Here is a 15,510-nt window from a genome sequence, read left to right on the forward strand (position 1 = left end):
GGTTTACGATTTTTCTGTGGCGAGGGAGCTTGCTCCCGCTTGAGTGCGCAGCGCTCATAAGCTTTTGGGTCTGCTTCGCAGCCCAGCGGGAGCAAGCTCCCTCGCCACAGTTGATTGTCACTCCGATGTCTCGGCAATGAAAAAGGCGACCTCGTGAGGTCGCCTTTTTTGTAGCTGGGAGATTTACGCCGCCGCTTTGCGCAATGTCGCCATGAACGCCGCCGCACCGATGAACAGCCCGGCAAAAGTGCGGTTCATGCGCTGCTGCTGCTTCGGTGTGCGCAGCAGGCGGAGTACCTTCGAGGCCAGCCCGGTGTAACCCGCCATCACGATCAGGTCGACCGCGACCATGGTCGCGCCGATCACCAGATACTGAATCAACAATGGCGCATGCGGATTGATGAACTGCGGCAGTACCGCGAGCATGAATACAAGAGCCTTGGGGTTGCTGATGTTCACCAGAAAACCACGGAACACCAGCGCCAGCGGCTTACCGATCGGGCGCACGGCAGCGTCGTCACTCATGTCCATTGGCAGTGCGCGCCATTGCTTGATCGCCAGATAAACCAGGTAGGCGACACCAAACCATTTGATCGCATGGAAAGCGGTGGCCGAGGCGGTGAGGATCGCGCCGACACCAGCGCCGACAATCGCAATCTGCACGGCCAGACCGACTTGCAGGCCGAGGGCATTCCAGTAGCCGCGCCAGAAACCGTATTGCAGACCGCTGGACATCGACGCGATCGCGCCAGCACCCGGAGACAGACTGATGACCCAGCAGGCGGCAAAGAACGCCAGCCATGTTTGAAGCTCCATTGCACACCTCGACTCAGACTCGTTACAGACGTCTAAGCTAATGCGGCTTTGGGCCGGTGACTATCGATTTCTTGCAGAATGTTGCGGACGCCGACCCATGGTGGCCGGCCTCCGTCACTTTTCGAAACCGCTGGAAGGGAAAACTTCGTTGCTGCGCCAGCGCCGTACCGAGCGCTGAAAAAACAAACTGTTGGGCACCTGCACCATCGCGCTGCCAGTGCCGAGCTCTTCCGCTTCGATCAACGTGGTGTAGAGCAGATTGATCGCCACCACCCGACCTTTGACGCCCGGCTTGTCGGTGGTGTCCACCAGCTCGACCACATCGCCGAGGCGAAACGGCCCGACGGTGAAGATCAGAATCGCGCACAGCAGGTTCGACAACACGCTCCACATGGCGAAGAACGCCACCGCTGCGACCGCAACGAAACCCGACAGCGCCGTCCACAACACCGTGGCCGAGACCCCGAGCCGTTCCAGCACAAAGATCAGCGCACTGCCCATGATCAGCCAGCGCAGCCCGCCACGCAGCGGCATCAACAACTGCGGCGGAAACGGATAACGTTCGCCCAAACGCGTCAGGCCTCTGGCAACACAGCGTTGCGCCACGTAGCCGGCCAGCAGGATCAGCAGGATTTGCACGCCGAGCCAGATTGGCTCGGCCCACATCGCCGGCAGCGGCAGCTTGAACGCATCCATCAGGACAGCGCCTCCAGCTCCGCCTGCATGCTTTCCAGGGTTTCCAGTGCTTCCATCCAAGACTCTTCAAGCTCGGCTTCGCGAACTTTCAACTTGGCCTGTTCGGCCAGCAGGTCGCGCAATTCGTTCTTGCGCGCCGGCTCATAGATGTCGCTGTCGCCGAGGCTGGCATCGATCTTCGCCAGTTTCTCGTGCAGCTTGCCCAGCTCAGCCTCGAGCTTGTCGGCCTCGCGCTTGTGCGGCGCCAGTTGCTGACGCAACGCGGCGGCAGCCTGACGCTGGGCTTTCTTGTCAGTCTTGTCCGGGTTCACCGGGTTATTACTGACCGGGGCGTTGCGTTGGCGGTATTCCACCAGCCACCGCGCGTAGTCTTCGAGATCACCATCGAACTCTTCGACCTTGCCGTCCGCGACCAGATAGAAGTTGTCGGTAGTGCTCTTGAGCAAGTGCCGATCGTGGGAAACCACCAGAACCGCGCCGCTGAATTCCTGCAACGCCATGGTCAGCGCCAGGCGCATTTCCAGGTCGAGGTGGTTGGTCGGTTCGTCGAGCAGCAACAGGTTGGGTTTTTCCCAGGCAATCAACGCCAGGGCCAGCCGCGCCTTTTCGCCACCGGAGAAATTCAACACCGGCTCATCGAGCCGCGCACCCCGGAAGTCGAAACCGCCGAGGAAATCGCGCAGCGCCTGCTCACGCTCGGTCGGCGCCAGACGCTGCAAGTGCAGCAGCGGGCTGGCCTTGGCGTCCAGCGAGTCGAGCTGATGCTGGGCGAAATAGCCGACCACGGTGTTCTCGCCACGGGTCAGACGCCCGGACAGCGGCTCAAGCTCGCCAGCGAGGTTCTTGATCAAGGTCGACTTACCCGCGCCGTTCGGGCCGAGCAGACCGATCCGCGCGCCGGGGGTCAGTTGCAGCTTGACCTTCTCCAGCACGGTGCGGTCGCCATAACCCAGATTCGCATCGGACAGATCGATCAGCGTGCTGGAGATCTTGGTTGATTCGCGGAACACGAAGTCGAACGGCGAATCGACGTGGGCCGCCGACAGCTCTTCCATACGCTCCAGCGCTTTGATCCGGCTCTGCGCCTGACGGGCCTTGGTCGCTTGCGCCTTGAAGCGGGCGATGTAGCTTTCCATGTGCGCGCGCTGCACCTGCTGCTTCTCGTAGGCCTGTTGCTGCTGGGCCAGACGTTCGGCACGGGCGCGTTCGAACGCGGTGTAGCCGCCACGATACAAAGTGATCTTGCGCTGATCGACATGCGCGACGTGATCGACGACTTCGTCGAGGAAATCACGGTCGTGGGAAATCAGCAGCAAGGTGCCGGGGTAACTTTTCAGCCAGTCTTCGAGCCAGATGATGGCGTCGAGGTCCAAGTGGTTGGTCGGTTCGTCGAGCAACAACAGGTCGGACGGGCACATCAATGCCTGCGCCAGATTCAGACGCATCCGCCAGCCACCGGAGAAATCTCCTACCTGACGATCCATCTGTTCGTTGGTGAATCCCAGACCGGCGAGCAGTTTGCGCGCACGCGCATCGGCGGTGTAGCCGTCAGCGCTGTCGAGTTCAACATGCAGACGCGCCAGAGCGGTGCCGTCGTGTGCCTCTTCGGCGGCAGCGAGGTCACGTTGCACCTCGCGCAGGCGCAGGTCACCATCGAGCACATAGTCGACGGCAAGGCGCTCGAGCGTCTCGATTTCCTGGCGCATGTGGGCGATGCGCCAGTCAGCCGGCAAGAAGCAATCACCCGAGTCTGGGTGCAGTTCACCCCGAATCAAGGCGAACAGGCTCGATTTGCCGGCGCCGTTGGCACCGATGAGGCCAGCTTTGTGGCCGGCGTGCAGGGTCAGCTCGGCGTCTTCTAGCAGACGTTGCGGGCCACGCTGTAAAGTCAGGTTCTGAAGTCGGATCATAATGGCGGCGGAGTCTACCAGCTTCGCTCACAACTGGCGCGAGAAGCACGATGTCCTCTGACCTGTGGAGCTTTGCCCTTGCCACCTACGCCCGTCCGGGCGTGGAAGACGCTTGCCTGCGCTTGCAGACGGCGGGTGCCAATGTGTGCCTGCTGCTGTGCGGCGCGTGGCTGGAACATCGCGGCGTGAATTGCGATGAACAACGCGTGCGCCAGCTTCAAGAGCTGACCGTACCGTGGGATACCGAAGTGGTGCAGCCGTTGCGCGAATTGCGCATGCACTGGAAAACCCTCGCCGAGACTGATGCGGTGCTCAAAGGTATGCGTGATCAGATCAAGGGATTGGAGCTGGAGGCCGAGCGTGCGCTGTTGTCACGACTTGAAGGTGTGGCTCAGGGCTGGGCGCAAAATGTGGCGGGCATGAGGGGGTGGCTGGAGGCACTGGCGGGTAGCGCGACCCACCTGAACCACGACGCGCTGCAAGTGCTGCGCGCCGCGGCGACTGGCGCTTAGGAAGCGCTGGTCGAGTTGCTGGCAGGGCTCGACGCGGCGGCTGGCGCGGAAGTCGAGGTGGTGGCTGGCGTTGCAGCTGCTGCGGACGGAGCCGGGGATGCCGGGGTCGCAGGTTTTGCCGCTGGCGGGGTTGCCGACTTGGTGGCTGCTGGTTTGGCAGCGACAGGTTTTTTAGCGGCTGGTTTGGCAGCCGGTTTTGCGGCTACCGGCTTGGCTGCGGTGGTAGCAGGTTTGGCCGCAGCGGCTGGTTTAGCAGCGGGTTTGGCCGCAGCTTTCACAGCAGGTTTGGCCGCTGGTTTAGCTGCTGCTTTTGCAGCTGGCTTGGTAGCAGTCTTGGCTGCCGGTTTTGCAGCGGCGGTTTTCGCGGCAGGTTTTGCTGCCGGTTTAACTGCGATTTTGGCAACTGGCTTAGCGGCAGTTTTCGCCGGCGCTGCTTTGGCAGCAGTGGTTTTTGCTGCCGGTTTTGCGGCGGCAGCTTTGCTCGCGGCAGGTTTGGCAGCAGCAGTTTTAGCTGCAGGTTTTGCAGCGCTGGCCGCAGCAGGTTTCTTCGCCGCAGGTTTCGTAGCAGCTTTCACCGGTGCTTTGGCAGCAGGCTTGGCCGCTGCTTTGGCTGGCGCTTTTGCAGCGGCAGGTTTGGCTGCGGCTTTCTTCGCAGGTGCCGCTGCCGGTTTGGCTGCACGCAGGGTCAACGCCTTGCCCACAGCCTCTTGTACACGACCAACGCCCTGAGCCAGTTTCAGGCTTTCCTGAGCATCGCGTTTGAGTTGCAGAATGTAGCTGCGGGTATCGGATTGACGATCCTTCAGCGCATCCAGCAGCTCTTCGAGTTCTTTCACTGCGCCTTTGGCTTTGGTCTGCGCCTTGGCTTTACCGGCCGCAGCTGCGTCCTGCAATTTGGTACGGGACTTGTGCAGTTTTTCTTGCGCCTTGCCGCGTTGCTTCTCAAGTTTGGCGAGCAACTTCTCAGCATCAGCCAAAGCTTGCGAGCAAGCGTTTTCCAAATGCTCGAGCAGGCTGCCCGAGAGTTGTTGGAGTAAGTGCAACGGAGTATTTACAGGCTTCTTGGTGGCCGACATGGTTTACCTCCTGGCTGAAGTGAGTGCGGCTCATACTAGACCTCTGCTGCTACCGCCGCTAGGGCATGTTGACAGTATCGAAAGCACTCGGTTGTAAGCCTGCGAAAAACTTCTGCGTATTGGCCAAAGCAGTTCACCGTTGCAGACGATTGCGCTGGCATAATCCAGCGCAATTCAGGACGGAGAGTGCCGATGTCGCGCTACCTTTTTTTATCCCTCTGCATGATTTTTTCGCTCGCTCAGGCTGACGAAAAAACCAGCGCAAATGATGCTCACGATCTGGCCTACAGCCTCGGCGCAAGCCTCGGTGAACGCCTGCGCCAAGAGGTGCCGCAATTGCAGTTGCAGGCTTTGGTTGAAGGTTTGCAACAGGCCTATCAAGGCAAGCCACTGGCGCTGAGCGAGGCGCGGATCGAGCAGATTCTGGCCGACCACGAAGCACAGAATGCCGAGCATCCAACGCAGCCTTCGAGCGACGCCGCCCTGGAAAACGAGAGGCGTTTTCTCACGGCTGAAAAAGCCAAACCTGGCGTGAAGGTTTTGGCCGACGGCATCCTGATGACCGAACTGACACCGGGCACCGGCACCAAGGCTGGCCCTGATGGAAAAGTGCAGGTGCTGTACGTCGGTCGGTTGCCGGATGGCACGGTGTTCGATCAGAACACGCAGCCGCAGTGGTTCAATCTCGACAGCGTGATCGCCGGATGGCGCACCGCGTTGCAAGACATGCCCGTCGGGGCCAAGTGGCGACTGGTGATTCCATCCGATCAGGCCTATGGCGCGGACGGCGCTGGCGACCTGATCGCACCCTTCACACCGCTGATATTCGAAGTCGAATTGCGCGGCGCGACCAGCTGATCAGGCAATAAAAAACGGTGCGCTTTGGGCGCACCGTTTTTGTGTGTTGCGGGGTCGGCTCAGGCCCGAACCGAATCCTCTTCCTTGTGCGCGGTGTGCAGCACTTCGATCAGGCAGTCTTCGAGTTCGAAACGCTCGTGGAGCAACCCGCCCAGCTCCTTGAATTTCTCGACAACGCATTTGCCTTCATCGCAAAGATCGTTGAACGCCAGCAGCTTTTCAGTGATGACATCGATGCGCGGATAGATCGTCTCGGCGAGTTCCAGGCCACGCTTGTCGTTGAAGGCCTTGGCTTCACCAGTCAACTGTTCGTAGATTTCGAAGTGCCCGGCAGATACGTAGTCGACCAGCACGCCGCAGAATTCCTGCAACGGCTTGCGATCTTCGGACAACGATTGAGGCTTGGCGCCCAGCTTGTCATAGGCAGCGATCAGTTCCTCACGCTCCTGGAGCCAGCGGTCGATCAGCAGATGAACTCCACCCCAACGTTCCTGAGCATTCTGACAACTTTCGAGCATGGCGATCTCTCTTCCCTTGTGGGTCATGCTGCTCTACACCCGCGCCCCTCTTTGCGGGGGTCGGCCAGGCAGAGCGTCATCGAGCAACATAATTCCAATGACACGTGCGGGCCAGATTATGCCCGCACGCCTATGGCTTCAAGGTACGCAGGAGAGAAAGTTCATACAAGTGTTTAATCCCCGACCAGCTCCCGGTGCGACGCTTCGCCGCTGAGCGGTCGCTGCAGAGCGCTCCAGACCAGACGCAGCAGTTGGTAAACCGCCAGAATCGACATAGCGACGAAGAACAACAGACTCCACTCCGGGATGCTCAGGTCAAACAATGTCCAGGACAATTCCGCACAATCAGCAGTGTCATTGAACATGCGCATCAGTGCACATACCCACGGCAGACTGCTGAACATCTCCTCGGCGCCGGGTACGCAATGCACCAGGTGTTCCATCGAGTCGCCCTGCAACAATACCTGCCGCCACGCCGCCGTCATGCCGCCGAGCCCCGCGGCCAAAGTGGTGAGCCAGTACAGCGCCAGGCCGCACCGCTGCGGCCCGTGCACCGCTGCCATCCCACAGCTGACGGTGAGCACACTGAGGAACAGGCGCTGCACCAGACACAGGCTGCAAGGCACCAGTCCGACCGCGTATTCGAGGTAATAGGAAGCTCCCAGGGCCAGAATCCCCACAGTGAAAGCCATAAAGAACAGGGAGCGTGAGCAGGCCAACGACATGGCTAATCCGTAACATTAGAGACAGGCAGTTACGGTAGAGGAAAGCGCCTTGGCCTTTCAAGGCGGGGCGCTGGCGACACTTCACCAGAAGTGTAGGGAAAACCCGACAGGCACGAGAGGATTCGGTGTAGTCCTCTGTAGGAAATTGCCCAGGAGTTGTTTTTACGGTAACTATTCAGTCACGGAAGTGAACGGGGGAGCAGCCTCCCCCGAGCAGATCAGGCGCGCACCGGCACCGGCAATGGCGCGGCCAGCAGGCGCTCATCAAGCAGTCCAAGCCCTTCCTGGAACAGCAGGTTGCTGCGTTCGGTGTCGCCGAGTTGAGCAAGCAATCGCGCCAGTTCGGCACAGGTTTCCGGGTTGCGCTGCACGCGCAGGCTGCTTTCCAGATAGTCCCGCGCCTTGCCCCACAAACTGGTTTGCAGGCACAGACGACCCAGCGTCAGCAGCAGACTCGCGTCGCCCGGATGCTCCTTGAGCCAACCCTCGGCGGTTTGCACTTGACGCGCCGGATCGCTGCCGCGTACCAGCCCATAGAGCCGCGCCAGATGGCTGTCGTATTTGCGTTTGAGCGCATTTCGCAAAACCTCTTCGGCTTCGACCTGAGCACCCAGTTGCCGCAGTTGTTCAGCGTAAGCCAACACCAGCGGTGGCTCTTGACGCTGGGCAGAAGACAATTGCTGCCAGGCGCGATTGAGCGACTGCAAACCGACCGTACCGTCCTCTTCACGATGCGCTGCCAGCGACAGATTTTTGCCCCAGGCGCGACGCTCGAGCTCCGTCAGCTCTGCCGGAGGCAACACTTTGTCCTTACGCAGTTCAGGCAACAGGCGAATCACCGCCGACCAATCGCCGCGCTGCTGATGCAAGCGCTGTAACTGGCGCAAGGTCTGCGCGTTATGCGGATGGCGTTCGTGCATGGCTTGCAAGGTCACCAGCGCGCCGTCGGTATCGCCGCGGTCGGTTTGCAACTGGGCATGACTCAGAGCAATCGCCAGTTCAGCTTGTGGCTGTCGCTCAAGAGCACGCTCGAGCAGGCGATCACTTTCTTCGTAGTTGCCTTGCTCGTTGGCCGCACGGGCAGCGCCGAGGTAATACAGCAAGGGTTGGCGCTCGGCTTCAGCGGCGCGATGCAAATGACGCTGCGCGCTGGCCCAGCGGCCCTCGGCCAGATCCAGCTGACCGTGTTCGATGGCAACCTGCACACGCCGACTGCGGTTGCGTCGCGACCATGGATTGACCACGCCGCCGGAGGCCATCACCAACTCGATCAGCGCCTTGATGCCCCACACCAGCAGCCAGAGCACTGCGATGAAGGCCAGCGTCGCCCACAGGCTCGATTCATAACGGAAGCTTTTGTAGGCCACCAGCACGTAACCGGAATGCTCGGCAATCGCCAGGCCCAACGCCGCCGTCGCCGCAATCACCAGAAACACGATCACATACAGGCGCTTCATGGCGTGGCCTCCTGCGCGGTGTTGGCGGCAGGTTTGGCGAAAGGTTTGATCGATTCTTCAGCGTTGACGTTGCGTCGTTCCAGATACCCTTGCACGGCACTCAGGGTCGTGGTGAGGTCCGGCGTGACCACCGTCACCGGTTGTTTGCTCAGCTCGGCAACCTGCTCAAGCATGACTTTGCTCTGCGCATTATCCGGATTGAAATTGCCCTTGAGCACATCGCGCGCTTCGGCCATGGCCTGGGTGTACACCGGCGCCTGACCATTGAGTGCGGCCCACTGCGCCTGTTCGAGTGCCAGACTCAGCGCCAGACGCACCTGGCTCAGGCTCTGTCCGGCCAGTAGCGGACGGACGTTCTTGTCAGCGTTGAAATCGATGCGGATATAGCGCGAAACCTTGTCCCACCACTGTTCCCAACGACTTTCGCCATCACCATCAGCAGTCAGGCCCAGCAGCGATTCACCGCGATCCTTGTACTCCGGCGCCAGCTCGGTGAGGTCGATCACCTGATCGCGCAACGCGCCCAGACGCAGGAACAACCCGGTGCGATCCGGCTGCTCGGTGCTGCGTAGCGCTACCAGAGTTTTGGCTACTTGCTCGCGGGCAGCGAACGAACCAGGGTCGTTCTGCTCACGCAGAATTTCGTCGGCGCCCTGCACCAGCGCCTGAGCGCTGCTGATGTCCTGCAAGGCCGAAAGACGCAGGCTGGCCAGACGCAACAAATGCTCGGCCTCGGCCAGACGCCAATCCTTGCGGCTGGCGCCAAGAACGGTTTCCAGACGTTGATTGAGGCGCTGCTGATCGCCCTGCAGCTGCGCCACCAGACGCTGGCGCTCTGCGAGTTCATCAGCGCCCGGCAATTGCGCGAGGCGCTCGGTCAGCCGTTGCTCGTTGAGTTTGAGGGTCTGCGCCTGATCATTCAGCGCCTGCACTTGGTTCAACTGTTGCGCGGTGTTGGCTTGCAAGTGCCGCACTTGCCAGACACCCCAACCACCCACGGCCACCCCGGCGGCGCCGAGCAGCAAGGCGACGATGGCCAGTCCGTTGCCTCGACGGGCCGGCGTGACCGGGGAGAGTTTGTCTGGCGACGGCTCGACCCGGGCTTCAATCACAGGCTTGGCGTCATCTTTTGGCAGGGCTGTTTCGCTCACGTATCCATCCTTTGCATTAGAAAACGGGCCGGGATATTCCCGTAACGCCGTCAGCAAAGCCGCGGCACTCGCGCCGCGGCAATCCACAACTGTTCGAGCCCCGGCGGCACGTGCCTGCTCGGCGACTCTTGGGCTTGGAACAAACAGCGGCACCTGCGCAAGTTGCGGCCAGGCATCGCCGGCCAATTGGCGCAAGTGCTCGAAACCCTGTCCACTGCTGACCACCAGCCCGTTCAGGCGTTCCGCTGCGATGCGCCGCAACAGTTCTTCTGGCGGGTAGGCCGGCAGGTCACGGCGATACAATTCCAGATAGTCGACACTAGCACCAAGCTCACGCAAGCGCTCGGCCAGCAACTCGCGACCACCCTCGCCACGCAGGATCAATACTTGCGATCCGGGCTTCGCAACGACCTCGCGCAGACGCGGCAATTGCAGCAGTGCTTCACTGTCGTCGCCCTCAGCGGGGTAGCTCGCGTCCAGCCCATGAGCCTGAAGAATCTGCGCTGTCGCCGCGCCGACGCTGAACCACGGCATTACCGCAGGCGCTGCGCCAAGCAAATCCACGGCAATGCGCGCAGCCGGTTTGCTGACCACGATCACTGCGTTGTAGCGTGACGGATCGGCGAATGTCCGGCGCATTGTCTCAGAGACTTTCAGCGGGGCGATTTCCAGAAGCGGCAGACAGCTGCCGAAAATCCCCTCGCCCGCCAGCACCTCGGCCAGCGCCGCGCAGTCGTCTGCAGGGCGCGTCAGCAATAGGCGCCAGGCAGTCACTCGTGACCAGCCTCGCCGTACACCGCTTTGAGAATCTCGGCAGCGCCCTGGCTGAGCAAGTCTTCGGCAACCTGCACGCCGAGGGTTTCCGCTGAGGCGCGTGGCGCGCGAGCTTCAGCGCTGAGCAGCTTGCCGCCGCTCGGCTCACCGACCAGACCACGCAGCCACAGTTGATCGCCTTCAAGCACGGCGTAGCAGGCGATTGGTACTTGGCAGCCGCCATTCAAATGTTTATTCAGAGCACGTTCGGCAGTAACGCGGTCGGCGGTGTCGGCATGATGCAGGGGGCTGAGCAAGGCATGAATGTCGCTGTCAGCGCTGCGGCATTCGATGCCAACCGCGCCTTGGCCACCGGCCGGCAGACTGTCGTCAACGCTGATCGCCGAGGTAATGCGCTCTTCGAAACCGAGACGAATCAACCCGGCCGCCGCGAGGATGATCGCGTCGTACTCGCCAGCATCAAGCTTGGCCAGACGGGTGTTGACGTTGCCACGCAGGAAGCGGATTTGCAGATCCGGACGCCGGGTCAGCAACTGCGCCTGACGCCGCAGGCTGGAGGTGCCGACAATGGCGCCGGCAGGCAGCGCATCAAGACTCGAATAGGTATTGGAGACGAACGCATCACGCGGATCTTCGCGCTCGCAGATGCAGAACAGACCGAGCCCTTCGGGGAAATCCATCGGCACATCTTTCATCGAGTGCACGGCGATGTCGGCGTCGTTTTCGAGCAACGCGGTTTCCAGTTCTTTAACGAAAAGTCCCTTGCCGCCGATCTTCGACAGTGGCGAATCAAGCAGCTTGTCGCCGCGACTGACCATGGGCACCAGTGTTACCAGCAAACCCGGGTGGGCCGCTTCGAGACGGGCTTTGACGTATTCGGCCTGCCAGAGAGCCAAGGCACTTTTGCGGGTGGCGATGCGGATTTCGCGAGAGGACATGGATCAATCCGTACTGAATAGATACGGCGGATAATAACAGCTCAGTCAAATCCACTTTGACTTGAATCAGAAACGGCGTGGCCTCCCTGGCCTGCAATGCCTGGTAAATGAGCGAACGGTCGAACCTGAATTGCCCGGTCAAAGCCCCTGCATCATCTTGCGCACGCCAGCCACATGCCGGCGGCTGACGATCAACGCATCACCGTTCAGGCCTTTGAGGAACAGCTGAAAATGCCCCAGCGGCGTGCGTTGCAAGCGTTCGATGCGATCGCGAGCGACCAGTGCGTTGCGGTGGATCCGCACGAAGCGCTCGCCGAATTCGTCCTCAAGGGCCTTGAGCGGCTCGTCGAGCAACACTTCGCCGCCCTCGTGACGCAGGGTCACGTATTTGTGGTCGGCAATGAAATACACCACCTGATCCAGCGGGATCAGTTCGATGCCTTTGCGGGTGCGGGCGCTGATGTGACTGCGCGGGCCGGTACCGCTTTCGGCTGCGGGACGGGTCAGGGCCGAGAGTTGGCCCCGATTCGGACGTTCAGCCTTTTTCAGGGCTTCATGCAGATGCTCGGTTCGCACGGGTTTCACCAGATAGCCTACGGCGCTGGCCTGCAGGGCTTCCTCGGAAAATTCATCGGCACCTGTGCACAACACCACAGCAGGCGGGGTTTCGCGTTCGCACAGGCGGGCAGCCACTTGCAAGCCATCAAGGCCCGGCATGCGGATATCGAGCAACACGATATCCGGCTTGTGGCTGTCGATCAGTGCCAACGCCTCTTCGCCGTTCGTGGCGCTGGGCTCCAGGACTGTATAGCCTTCGATTTCGCCCACCATTCGGCTAAGGCGCTCGCGGGCAAGTGGTTCGTCATCAACGATCAGGACATTCATATTGCGCTGGATTCCTGCGTGAGTCTCGCACAAGGATAGCGTAGACAAGTGGAGTGACGTCCGTCACCGCGATCCACGCTAAGACTAGCGCGAGCGCCAAAAAGTGCCGTACGTCGGCCAGCAATATTTGCCGATGCCCGGGTCGTACTGCTCAAGGCCCGCTGTTTTCTGCGTGGTACACAGGGTCTGACAATGGACAATCCACACACCCCTCTCTCTTCTTATAGTCGGCGCCATGCGCTTTGCGCGATCCGCATGCACGCCCACCCTTCTGTCCAACTGTAGACGTTCGTCGGGCCGATATTGCTCAATCGGAAAATATCCTTGCGCAAAACCGCTGCGCACTGCGGCGACTATGGATCACCCGATGAGAAAAAAACGTATCGACCAGTGTCAGCGACAGGATTGGCAACCCTGTTATTATCCGCGCCAGCGTTTCACGCCTTCTTTTTTCAAGCCGATACGAGCGAATTCATGAGCACTGACAAGACCAATCAGTCCTGGGGCGGCCGCTTCAGTGAACCCGTCGACGCCTTCGTCGCCCGCTTCACCGCCTCCGTCACTTTCGACCAGCGCCTGTATCGCCACGACATCATGGGTTCGATCGCCCACGCCACCATGCTGGCCAAGGTCGGCGTGCTGACCGATGCCGAGCGCGACAGCATCATCGACGGCCTGAACACCATTCAGGGCGAAATCGAGGCGGGCCAGTTCGACTGGCGCATCGACCTCGAAGACGTGCACATGAACATCGAAGCGCGCCTGACCGATCGCATCGGCGTGACCGGCAAGAAGCTGCACACCGGCCGCAGCCGTAACGACCAGGTCGCCACCGACATTCGCCTGTGGCTGCGTGACGAAATCGACCTGATCCTGGCCGAGATCACGCGCCTGCAACAAGGCCTGCTTGAGCAAGCCGAGCGCGAGGCCGGCAGCATCATGCCCGGCTTTACCCACTTGCAGACCGCGCAGCCAGTGACCTTCGGCCATCACATGCTGGCCTGGTTCGAAATGCTCAGCCGCGACTACGAGCGTCTGGTCGACTGCCGCAAGCGCACCAACCGCATGCCGCTGGGCAGCGCCGCGCTGGCCGGCACCACGTATCCGATCGATCGCGAATTCACCGCCCAGCTGCTGAATTTCGACGCAGTCGGCGGCAATTCGCTGGACAACGTGTCCGATCGTGACTTCGCCATCGAGTTCTGCTCGGCCGCGAGCATCGCGATGATGCACCTGTCGCGCTTCTCCGAAGAACTGGTGCTGTGGACCAGTGCGCAGTTCCAGTTCATCGATCTGCCGGACCGTTTCTGCACCGGCAGCTCGATCATGCCGCAAAAGAAAAATCCCGACGTGCCGGAACTGGTTCGCGGCAAGACCGGCCGCGTATTCGGCGCGCTGATGGGCCTGCTGACCCTGATGAAAGGCCAGCCGCTGGCCTACAACAAGGACAACCAGGAGGACAAAGAGCCGCTGTTCGACGCCGCCGACACCCTGCGCGATTCGCTGCGTGCATTTGCCGACATGATCCCGGCGATCAAGCCCAAGCACGCGATCATGCGTGAAGCGGCGCTGCGCGGTTTCTCTACCGCGACCGATCTGGCCGACTACCTGGTGCGCCGTGGCCTGCCGTTCCGTGACTGCCACGAAATCGTTGGGCATGCCGTGAAATACGGCGTGGACACCGGCAAGGATCTGGCGGAAATGAGCCTGGAAGAACTGCGCAAGTTCAGCGATCAGATCGAGCAGGATGTGTTTGCCGTGCTGACGCTGGAAGGCTCGGTGAATGCCCGTGACCATATCGGCGGCACTGCGCCGGCGCAGGTCAAGGCTGCTGTGGTTCGCGGCAAGGCATTGCTCGCCAGCCGCTAAAAGCATCGCTGGCAAGTCGAATCGTCGCACCGCACCTCCCACAAGGTTCTGTTTTGAAACACGATCGTGTGTTCGACTCAAACCCTGTGGGAGCTGGCTTGCCAGCGATGACTGACTTCAAGACACTACAAAAAACTATTTCTTGGCGGCGATCATCGCCAAAAACGCCGGCATCGCCGCATCCTTGTCCGCCGCAATCTTCTGCACGTGCGGATTCTGCTCAAGCCGCTCCAGCAACGCCTTGGCCTTCGGCATCTCTGCCAGCAAATCCACACCGAACAGCTTCTGCCCGACCGCGCAGGCCAGCGGCACGCTGTACAGGAAGTACAAATCCGCCACGCTCAGACTGTCGCCCGCTACATACGGGGCGAACTTGCCGTGCCGGCCCAGCGCCGCAAAACCCAACAGCAGCTCGGCTTTGGTTTTCTCCTTGATCGCTTCGGGAACGGCTGCGCCGAAGAACGCTTCGCCATAACAGGCGCGGCCCGGCAGCTCGATGTACAGCTCGATTTCCTTGGCCAGCGCCAGCACCTGCGCGCGTTCGTACGGCTCGATGGGCAGTAGCGGTTTGCCAGTCTGGCTGCTCTCGATGTATTCGAGGATCACCGAGGTTTCGTTGACCACGCCCTGATCCGTGCCCAGCACCGGCACTTTGCCGCGCGGGCTGATCGCCAACGATTCGGCGGTCTGTGCCGGGTAAAACATGACCTCTTCGAACGGCACGCCCTTCTCCAGAAGCGCCAGTTTGACCATGTTGTAGTAATTGCTGACAGAAAATCCGTAGAGCTTGAGCATCACAGAGCCTCCGGGCCGTGCGGGGTGGGCAGTGCCTGTTTATAGATCGCCCGGCGGATTCTTGCCAGCAGCATCACGCACTTGAATGCGGGTAAACTCGCCGCTTTCCTTGAGGAGCCTGCCATGAGCGAGCCGACAGACATCGACAACGACGAAGAAGAGTTCACCGAGAGCACGCTGATCGAAGCGATCGAGAACCAGATCGAAAGCGATAACCCGCCTGCGGCGAAAGCCACGTTCAACAAGCTCACGCTGGTGGGTGTCGAGCGCGAGGAAATCCTTAATCTGATGGCGCATGTGCTGGCGTTTGAGATTGACGCGATGCTCGATGAGGATCGTGCGTTCAATACCGAATGGTACGAAGCCGCACTGCGTAAGCTGCCAGAGTTGCCACCAGAGAAACAGTGAAGTCGTTTTTCCAGACTAGACTCTGTGGCGAGGGAGCTTGCTCCCGCTCGGCTGCGCAGCAGTCGTCAAGCTTTTGGGGGCCGCTACGCGCCCCAGCGGGAGCAAGCTCCCTCGCCACAAAA

At 60.8% G+C, this 15,510-nt stretch carries 15 protein-coding genes and 2 pseudogenes; 4 read left to right on the forward strand and 13 right to left on the reverse strand.

All coding sequences use genetic code 11. The annotated features are described in order from the left end of the window. Positions 1–183: 183 nt before the first annotated feature. From ACP7BN_RS25780 to ACP7BN_RS25790, 3 genes are all read right to left on the reverse strand, one after another. The gene (locus ACP7BN_RS25780; RefSeq protein ID WP_426206627.1) at positions 184–816 is read right to left on the reverse strand and encodes a LysE family transporter; all 633 of its coding nucleotides are present in this window, start codon (positions 814–816) and stop codon (positions 184–186) included. Between the two features lie 114 nt (positions 817–930). Continuing rightward, complete coding sequence (locus ACP7BN_RS25785; protein WP_426206628.1) at positions 931–1,512, reverse strand: mechanosensitive ion channel domain-containing protein; 582 nt, start codon at positions 1,510–1,512, stop codon at positions 931–933. Then, complete coding sequence (locus tag ACP7BN_RS25790; protein ID WP_426206629.1) at positions 1,512–3,422, reverse strand: ATP-binding cassette domain-containing protein; 1,911 nt, start codon at positions 3,420–3,422, stop codon at positions 1,512–1,514. Before ACP7BN_RS25790 ends, ACP7BN_RS25785 begins: the two co-directional genes overlap by 1 nt. 50 nt (positions 3,423–3,472) lie before the next feature. Here ACP7BN_RS25790 and ACP7BN_RS25795 point away from each other — a divergent pair, with 50 nt between their 5' ends. Then, complete coding sequence (locus tag ACP7BN_RS25795; RefSeq protein ID WP_426206630.1) at positions 3,473–3,934, forward strand: TIGR02444 family protein; 462 nt, start codon at positions 3,473–3,475, stop codon at positions 3,932–3,934. Here ACP7BN_RS25795 and ACP7BN_RS25800 read toward each other — a convergent pair. Beyond that, on the reverse strand, positions 3,931–5,010 hold the full coding sequence (locus ACP7BN_RS25800) for an AlgP family protein (protein WP_426206631.1): 1,080 nt from the start codon (positions 5,008–5,010) through the stop codon (positions 3,931–3,933). The two genes, ACP7BN_RS25795 and ACP7BN_RS25800, sit on opposite strands and share 4 nt — an antisense overlap. 192 nt (positions 5,011–5,202) lie before the next feature. On the opposite strand from ACP7BN_RS25800, the gene ACP7BN_RS25805 reads away from it, so the two are divergent. Then, on the forward strand, positions 5,203–5,868 hold the full coding sequence (locus ACP7BN_RS25805) for an FKBP-type peptidyl-prolyl cis-trans isomerase (protein ID WP_426206632.1): 666 nt from the start codon (positions 5,203–5,205) through the stop codon (positions 5,866–5,868). Positions 5,869–5,927: 59 nt separating this feature from the next. Here ACP7BN_RS25805 and rsd read toward each other — a convergent pair whose 3' ends face one another. The 8 genes and pseudogenes from rsd to ACP7BN_RS25845 form a co-directional block, all read right to left on the reverse strand. Further along, positions 5,928–6,386 (reverse strand): sigma D regulator, encoded by a 459-nt coding sequence (gene rsd / locus ACP7BN_RS25810; RefSeq protein ID WP_426206633.1) that lies wholly within the window; start codon positions 6,384–6,386, stop codon positions 5,928–5,930. Between the two features lie 173 nt (positions 6,387–6,559). After that, positions 6,560–7,111: a disulfide bond formation protein B gene (locus tag ACP7BN_RS25815; RefSeq protein WP_426206634.1), complete on the reverse strand. Its 552-nt coding sequence runs from the start codon at positions 7,109–7,111 to the stop codon at positions 6,560–6,562. 218 nt (positions 7,112–7,329) lie between these two features. Beyond that, positions 7,330–8,568: a heme biosynthesis protein HemY gene (locus ACP7BN_RS25820; RefSeq protein WP_420647485.1), complete on the reverse strand. Its 1,239-nt coding sequence runs from the start codon at positions 8,566–8,568 to the stop codon at positions 7,330–7,332. Next, the gene (locus tag ACP7BN_RS25825) at positions 8,565–9,719 is read right to left on the reverse strand and encodes a uroporphyrinogen-III C-methyltransferase (protein WP_426206661.1); all 1,155 of its coding nucleotides are present in this window, start codon (positions 9,717–9,719) and stop codon (positions 8,565–8,567) included. The genes ACP7BN_RS25820 and ACP7BN_RS25825 overlap by 4 nt, the downstream gene beginning before the upstream one ends. Before the next feature lie 36 nt (positions 9,720–9,755). Further along, positions 9,756–10,493: pseudogene (locus tag ACP7BN_RS25830) on the reverse strand (uroporphyrinogen-III synthase); the annotation flags it as partial. Further along, the gene (hemC, locus tag ACP7BN_RS25835) at positions 10,490–11,431 is read right to left on the reverse strand and encodes a hydroxymethylbilane synthase (RefSeq protein WP_426206635.1); all 942 of its coding nucleotides are present in this window, start codon (positions 11,429–11,431) and stop codon (positions 10,490–10,492) included. The gene hemC and the pseudogene ACP7BN_RS25830, both read right to left, overlap by 4 nt. A 138-nt stretch (positions 11,432–11,569) precedes the next feature. Then, a complete protein-coding gene (locus ACP7BN_RS25840; RefSeq protein WP_426206636.1) occupies positions 11,570–12,316 on the reverse strand; it encodes a LytR/AlgR family response regulator transcription factor in 747 nt (248 codons plus the stop codon). After that, positions 12,313–12,453, reverse strand: a pseudogene (locus tag ACP7BN_RS25845) (sensor histidine kinase); the annotation flags it as partial. The pseudogene ACP7BN_RS25845 and the gene ACP7BN_RS25840, both read right to left, overlap by 4 nt. Before the next feature lie 337 nt (positions 12,454–12,790). On the opposite strand from ACP7BN_RS25845, the gene argH reads away from it, so the two are divergent. Then, complete coding sequence (argH, locus tag ACP7BN_RS25850; RefSeq protein ID WP_426206637.1) at positions 12,791–14,185, forward strand: argininosuccinate lyase; 1,395 nt, start codon at positions 12,791–12,793, stop codon at positions 14,183–14,185. A 135-nt stretch (positions 14,186–14,320) separates the two neighbouring features. On the opposite strand, the gene ACP7BN_RS25855 is transcribed toward argH, so the two are convergent. Next, complete coding sequence (locus tag ACP7BN_RS25855; protein ID WP_426206638.1) at positions 14,321–14,980, reverse strand: glutathione S-transferase; 660 nt, start codon at positions 14,978–14,980, stop codon at positions 14,321–14,323. Positions 14,981–15,103: 123 nt separating this feature from the next. Here ACP7BN_RS25855 and ACP7BN_RS25860 point away from each other — a divergent pair, with 123 nt between their 5' ends. Then, positions 15,104–15,388 carry a hypothetical protein gene (locus ACP7BN_RS25860; protein ID WP_426206639.1) on the forward strand — a complete coding sequence of 95 codons (285 nt, stop codon included), beginning with the start codon at positions 15,104–15,106 and terminating at the stop codon, positions 15,386–15,388. The last annotated feature ends 122 nt before the right edge of the window (positions 15,389–15,510 follow it).

The organism is Pseudomonas sp. TWP3-1 (genome assembly GCF_049896625.1).
Lineage (GTDB): Bacteria > Pseudomonadota > Gammaproteobacteria > Pseudomonadales > Pseudomonadaceae > Aquipseudomonas.